Below are 6,204 nucleotides of genomic sequence, written 5' to 3' on the forward strand. Positions count from 1 at the left end.
AGGCGTCCAGGTACTCACGACGGGGGCCGGAGCCCGCCTCCGCCGGCTCCGCGCGCCGCTGCCTCGGGAAGGGAGCCGGGGTGGCACGCCGGTTCTCGAACTCACCCCAGCCGCCGCCCTCTTCACGCTGCTCGGGGTGACCACCCCGCGCGGACCCGAAGGCACCCGGCGCCCGGTCGTCCTCGCGCCGGTCCGACGGGACATGGCGTCCTGCACCGCCCACGGCCGCGCCGAAGCCACCCTGGGATCCGGCACTCCACGACTCACCGCCCCGTGGGCGCGGTCGCGGGCGCGCGGCGAAGTCACCCGTCCCGACGACCTCCCCGGTGCCCCCGGCCGCCGGATCGGTGCCCTCTATGGCCGAGGCGTCCCCCTTGGGAGCCGGCCCTCGGCGACTGTGTCGTCCCACCCCTGCCCTCAGTTCTCCGCGTCCGTGGCGCCCGATGCGGCGCTCTCCGCGAGAAGTTCGCGGAACGCCCTGGCCACCAGCTCCGGGTATTCCATCATCGCCACGTGCCCGGCGTCCGGCAGGGACAGCAGACGGGAGTCCCTGAAGGAGCGGGCGGCCTTGGCGGCCATACGGAAGCCGACGAGTTGGTCACGGCCACCGTAGACCAGCAGGGTCGGCGCGAGTACCCGCTCGGCCTGCCGCCACAGCCCCTGCTGCCCGCCCAGCGTGTACGCGTCCACGATCCCGCGCGCGGAGCGGGTCATCGCGTCCCAGAAGTACGGCAGCCTCAGGCGCCGTTCCAGCTCCTCCACCGCGTACCCGAACGCCTCCGGCGTCACGATCGTGGGATCGCCGTAACAGAGGGCCGTCACCCCGCGCACCCGCTGCTCGGCGGTCCACTCACGGGTGAAGCGGTTGAACAGCGTGGCCACACCGGGCACGCCCAGCAGGGCGGTGGGGACCGCGCTGCGCTGGATGCGCAGCTCCGGCAGGGCGGGCGAGACCAGCGTCAGGGTGCGCACCAGGTCCGGACGGACGGCGGCCACACGCGTGGAGACCGCGCCGCCGAGCGAGTTGCCCAGCAGGTGGACCGGCCCGCGTCCGGCCGCGTCCAGGTGGCGGATGACCGCGCGCGCGTGCCCGGTGACGGAGTAGTCGCCGTCGTCCGGCGGCGGGGAGTCGCCGAAGCCCGGCAGGTCGACGGCCTCGGAGTCGACGACACCGTCCAACGCGGCCATCAGCAGGGACCAGTTCTGCGAGGAACCGCCGAGCCCGTGCACGAACAGCGCGGGCTCGAGACCCTCCCGCGCGGGCGGCCGGGACCGCACCGTCAGGGTGACCCCCGGCAGCCGCACCGACCTCATCCGCTCGCCCTCGCCCACCCTTACGGGTGCGACCCGAGGGAGCACGCTCGCGGCCGGCACGGAAGGTGACTCGGTCGAAGACATGCGGCAATGTTACGAGACGATCACACCGCAGCTCATGTGTTCGCCCTCACAGGCAGGGACACCCCGGGCGCCCGTCCGGTACCGCCGACGGCGTGGCGCGGCCCTGGGCGGTCTCCTAGGCTCGTATGACAGCGCAGCCGCGGGGTACCCGCCCGACCCAGAGGTTCCGGGAGAGATTCCTGGACGGAAGCTGGAAGAAAGGGAGGCCGTCATGGCCCACGACCCCATCGAGCCGGACGAGATCGAGAGCGCCGACGACGACGCCGAGTCCGAGATCGCCGATGTCGAGGCCCCCGAGCCCGACGCCGCCGAGCAGCGCGCCCCCCTCACGGAGGAGCGGGACGAGCCGCTGACCGAGGTGGACCCGGCCCGGGGCAGCGAGGGAGATCTCATCGAGCAGGCCCGCGTGGTCAGGATCGACGAGGAGGACTACCGCTGACCGGACGCGCACCGGGGCCGGGGCCACGGCTTTCGCCGTCGTCCGGTACGTGAAATTCTGCGCTCGCACCGCGCACGCCGGGGTTACCGAAAAGTACGATGGCCGCGCGGCCGACACCGCATGAGGACGACATTGGGAGGCGGCGTGACAGCCATCGAGCAAACAGAGGCAGCACGCCCGCGCGGCACCCGTCTGCCGCGCCGAGCCCGGCGCAACCAGTTGCTGGGCGCTGCCCAGGAGGTTTTCGTCGCCCAGGGCTATCACGCGGCCGCGATGGACGACATCGCCGAGCGCGCCGGAGTCAGCAAGCCGGTGCTCTACCAGCACTTCCCCGGCAAGCTCGACCTCTACCTGGCCCTGCTGGACCAGCACTGCGAGGCCCTGATCCAGGCCGTGCGCGCCGCGCTCGCCTCGACGACCGACAACAAGCAGCGCGTACGGGCGACCATGGACGCCTATTTCGCGTACATCGAGCACGACGGCGGCGCCTTCCGCCTGGTCTTCGAGTCGGACCTGACGAACGAGCCGGCCGTGCGCGAGCGCGTCGACAAGGTGACCACCGAGTGCGCCGAGGCGATCTGCGAGGTCATCGCGGAGGACACCGGCCTGTCCCGCGCCGAGTCGATGCTGCTGGCCTCCGGGCTCGGCGGCCTCGCCCAGGTGGTGGCGCGTTCCTGGCTGCACAGCGACCGCAGCGTGCCGCGCGACCAGGCGGTGCAGTTGCTCGCCTCGCTGGCGTGGCGCGGCATCGCCGGTTTCCCGCTGCACGGCACCGACCACCACTGACCCGCCGACGCGCCCGTGGGGCGTGTTCGCTGATGGCGTTCCCGCCAGAAGCATGCGCGTCCCCTCACCGGGCTAATGTGTGCTGGGTACGGCGCGGCAGAACGCGCACATCACTGACCGTCGGAGGGACATAGCCGTGGAGGTCAAGATCGGCGTGCAGCACGCGCCCCGCGAGATCGTTCTGGAGAGCGGTCAGAGCGCCGAGGAGGTCGAGCGCGTCGTGGCCGACGCCCTGGCCGGCAAGTCGCCGCTGCTGAGCCTGGAGGACGAGCGCGGCCGCAAGGTCGTGGTCCCCGCGGACCGTCTGGCGTACGTCGAGATCGGCGCGCCGACCGCCCGCAAGGTCGGTTTCGGCACGCTGTAGGCGCGATAGCCGTGAAGGGCCCGGTGGCACCCGCCACCGGGCCCTTTTCGCTGTCCCCGGCGCGGACGGCTCGCGCACCCGGTGGGCCCAGGGGAGGATTGCAACGCGCAGGTCACGGGTATGTCGGGCTGTGACCGCATGAGCACGCAGACGTGGGAGGGACCCCTCGATGATCCTCGAAGTGCTCGGTTCGGCCGCGCTCGGACTCGTCCTCGCCTTCGCGGCGGCGCACCGCCTGCCGCACCGGCTGCCCGCCCGCCCGCTGGTCTTCGCCACCGCGGTGGCGGGTGCGCTCTTCGGGGACTTCGTCACGCACAGCGCCCTGGGCCCGGCCCCGGTCCTGCTCACCCTGCTCGGCGCGGCCGTCGTGTCCGCCGCTTCCCTGTCGCTGCTGTTGCGCCCGGCCGGGCGGCTCCGCCGGCGATCCGCGCCCGCGTAGCCGCCCCTGACGGACGGTCAGGCCGCGAGGCCCAGCGCGGCCATCCGCTTGGTGTGCGCCTCGGTGATCCGGGTGAACATCCGGCCGACCTCCGCGAGATCGAAGCCGTCCGCGACCCCGCCGACCAGCATGGTGGAGAGCGCGTCCCGGTCCGCGACGACCCGCTGCGACTGCGACAGCGCTTCGCCCATCAGCCGCCGCGCCCACAGCGCGAGCCGCCCGCCCACGCGCGGGTCGGCGTCGATGGCCGCGCGCACCTTCTCCACCGCGAACTCCGCGTGCCCGGTGTCGTCCAGCACGGCGAGGACGAGTTCCCGGGTGTCGGTGTCGAGGCGGGCCGCGACCTCGCGGTAGAAGTCACTGGCGATCGAGTCGCCGACGTACGCCTTGACCAGGCCCTCCAGCCAGTCCGAGGGCGCCGTCTGCTTGTGGAAGCTCTCCAGCGCGGCGACGAAGGGGTCCATCGCGGCGGTGGGCTCGGCGCCGATCTCGGTCAGCCGGTTGCGCAGCCGCTCGAAGTGGTGGAACTCCGCCGAGGCCATCTTGGCCAGCTCCGCCTTGTCCGCGAGGGTCGGCGCCAGCTTGGCGTCCTCCGCGAGCCGCTCGAACGCGGCCAGCTCGCCGTACGCGAGCGCGCCGAGCAGGTCCACGACGGCCGCGCGGTACTGCGGGTCCGCCGCGGCCGTCGCCCAGTCCTGGGCGGCGACACCGGTGGGGACGCCCGCGTTCTCGGGGTTCTCAGGCTTGTCAGAGCTAGTCATGAGGCGCACAATAACCCGCTCACCCCCTCCCGGAAGCCCGTGGTCAACCACTGTGACCACGACTACGTGACCAATTCGGCCATCGCGTGTGCGGCAATCCGGGGTATGGTGGTATTGCGCCTGCTGAGTGCGCCGACGGTGTTCGGTGCGCTCAACGCCTTTCTGGCAGGGGCGCACGTATGAGGATGCCCGGTCGGTGGCCCGATCGGCTCCGACCTGACAGCCCTCCTGGGCCGTACGGCACCGCGCGTACGGCGAGCGGAGGGACATCCTTAGCGGTTCGAGCGCTAGAGCGTCGGCAGAGGTCCCGTGTCTTACGGCTTGCCCCAGTTGGTTCGCCCGTACGGCGGCCGACGTGCCCGGCACGGTCAGACATGATCCCCGCGCTCGCCTCGCGCCGCACACACAAGAAGAGGCAAAACCCTGACTACGACATTTCGTGACCTCGGCATTCTTTCCGAGACCGCCGAGGCGCTGGAAGCCGTCGGCATCATCAACCCCTTCCCGATCCAGGAGCTGACCCTTCCGGTCGCCCTGTCGGGCAGCGACGTCATCGGCCAGGCCAAGACCGGCACGGGCAAGACCCTCGGTTTCGGCCTGCCGCTGCTGGAGCGCGTCGTCGTTCCCGCCGACGTCGAGGCCGGCCGTGCCGCTCCGGAGGCGCTGACCAGCGCCCCGCAGGCGCTCATCGTCGTCCCCACCCGCGAGCTGTGCACCCAGGTCACCAACGACCTGCTGACCGCTGGCAAGGTGCGCAACGTGCGCGTCCTCGCCATCTACGGCGGCCGTGCCTACGAGCCGCAGGTCGAGGCCCTGAACAAGGGCGTCGACATCGTCGTCGGCACCCCCGGCCGGCTGCTGGACCTCGCGGGCCAGAAGAAGCTGGACCTCAGCCACGTCAAGTGCCTGGTACTGGACGAGGCCGACGAGATGCTCGACCTGGGCTTCCTGCCCGACGTCGAGAAGATCGTCAACATGCTGCCGGCCAAGCGTCAGACCATGCTGTTCTCGGCCACCATGCCGGGCGCGGTCATCGGTCTCGCCCGCCGCTACATGTCCCGCCCCACGCACATCCGCGCCACCGCGCCGGACGACGAGGGCGTGACGGTCGCCAACATCAAGCAGTTCGTCTACCGCGGCCACTCCATGGACAAGCCGGAGATGATCGCCCGCATACTGCAGGCCGAGGGCCGCGGTCTGGCGATGATCTTCTGCCGTACCAAGCGCACCGCCGCCGACATCGCCGAGCAGCTCCAGCGCCGGGGCTTCGCCTCCGGCGCGGTCCACGGCGACCTCGGCCAGGGCGCCCGCGAGCAGGCGCTGCGCGCCTTCCGCAACGGCAAGGTGGACGTGCTGGTCTGCACCGACGTGGCCGCGCGCGGCATCGACGTCGGCGGCGTGACCCACGTCATCAACTACCAGTCCCCCGAGGACGAGAAGACCTACCTGCACCGCGTCGGCCGCACCGGCCGCGCCGGCAACAAGGGCACGGCCGTCACGTTCGTCGACTGGGACGACATCCCGCGCTGGCAGCTCATCAACAAGGCGCTGGAGCTGGACTTCAACGACCCGGTGGAGACGTACTCGACGTCCCCGCACCTCTTCTCCGACCTCGGCATCCCGGCCGGCACCAAGGGTGTCCTGCCGCGCTCGGAGCGCACGCGCGCCGGGCTCGAGGCGGAGATGGTGGAGGACCTCGGCGAGACCGGCGGCCGCGGTGCGCGCGGTGGGCGTCCCGGCCGTGGCGGGCGTCCCGAGGCCGCGCCGGAGCGCGAGCGTGCGGACCGTTCCGAGCGCACTCCGCGCCGTCGCCGCCGGATGCGCGGCGGTGCCCCGGTGGAGGCCGGTGCCGCCCCGGCGGAGACCACCTCCGTCGAGGAGCCGCAGGCTCCCCGTACCCCGCGCCGCCGCCGTCGTACGCGCGGCGGGTCGGGCGAGGCCGCGGCTGCCCCCGCCGCCGTCGTCGAGACGGTCGAGACGGTCCAGACGCAGGAGGCCGTGGCCGAGGCTCCCGCCC

The 6,204-nt window shown here is 72.4% G+C and carries 6 protein-coding genes and 2 pseudogenes; 5 read left to right on the forward strand and 3 right to left on the reverse strand.

Translation table 11 applies throughout. From position 1 onward, the window contains the following. A pseudogene (locus GT030_RS36185) lies at nt 1–223 on the reverse strand (hypothetical protein); the annotation flags it as partial. Nucleotides 224–417: 194 nt separating this feature from the next. Beyond that, on the reverse strand, nt 418–1,398 hold the full coding sequence (locus GT030_RS06005) for an alpha/beta hydrolase (RefSeq protein WP_161200183.1): 981 nt from the start codon (nt 1,396–1,398) through the stop codon (nt 418–420). A gap of 211 nt (nt 1,399–1,609) precedes the next feature. On the opposite strand from GT030_RS06005, the gene GT030_RS06010 reads away from it, so the two are divergent. The 4 genes from GT030_RS06010 to GT030_RS06025 all read left to right on the forward strand — a co-directional run bounded on the left by GT030_RS06010 (nt 1,610) and on the right by GT030_RS06025 (nt 3,426). Next, nucleotides 1,610–1,837: a hypothetical protein gene (locus GT030_RS06010; RefSeq protein WP_161200184.1), complete on the forward strand. Its 228-nt coding sequence runs from the start codon at nt 1,610–1,612 to the stop codon at nt 1,835–1,837. A gap of 144 nt (nt 1,838–1,981) precedes the next feature. Next, nucleotides 1,982–2,623: a TetR/AcrR family transcriptional regulator gene (locus GT030_RS06015; protein ID WP_030807272.1), complete on the forward strand. Its 642-nt coding sequence runs from the start codon at nt 1,982–1,984 to the stop codon at nt 2,621–2,623. A gap of 136 nt (nt 2,624–2,759) precedes the next feature. Continuing rightward, complete coding sequence (locus GT030_RS06020; RefSeq protein WP_030807269.1) at nt 2,760–2,987, forward strand: DUF3107 domain-containing protein; 228 nt, start codon at nt 2,760–2,762, stop codon at nt 2,985–2,987. Between the two features lie 169 nt (nt 2,988–3,156). Continuing rightward, entirely contained in the window at nt 3,157–3,426 is a 270-nt protein-coding gene (locus GT030_RS06025) for a hypothetical protein (protein WP_135789684.1), read from the forward strand. Nucleotides 3,427–3,443: 17 nt separating this feature from the next. Here the strand turns inward: GT030_RS06025 and GT030_RS06030 are convergent, their stop codons facing one another. Continuing rightward, nucleotides 3,444–4,196 carry a ferritin-like fold-containing protein gene (locus tag GT030_RS06030; RefSeq protein WP_161200185.1) on the reverse strand — a complete coding sequence of 251 codons (753 nt, stop codon included), beginning with the start codon at nt 4,194–4,196 and terminating at the stop codon, nt 3,444–3,446. Nucleotides 4,197–4,366: 170 nt separating this feature from the next. On the opposite strand from GT030_RS06030, the pseudogene GT030_RS06035 reads away from it, so the two are divergent. After that, nucleotides 4,367–6,204, forward strand: a pseudogene (locus GT030_RS06035) (DEAD/DEAH box helicase); the annotation flags it as partial.

The organism is Streptomyces sp. SID1328 (assembly GCF_009865595.1).
In the GTDB taxonomy this organism is placed as follows: domain Bacteria; phylum Actinomycetota; class Actinomycetes; order Streptomycetales; family Streptomycetaceae; genus Streptomyces; species Streptomyces griseoluteus.

Bases quoted from the DNA above. Each gene is read 5' to 3' on its own strand.
- GT030_RS06025 (WP_135789684.1), top strand. From the start codon at position 3,157: ATGATCCTCGAAGTGCTCGGTTCGGCCGCGCTCGGACTCGTCCTCGCC.
- GT030_RS06005 (WP_161200183.1), bottom strand. From the start codon at position 1,398: ATGTCTTCGACCGAGTCACCTTCCGTGCCGGCCGCGAGCGTGCTCCCT.
- GT030_RS06010 (WP_161200184.1), top strand. From the start codon at position 1,610: ATGGCCCACGACCCCATCGAGCCGGACGAGATCGAGAGCGCCGACGAC.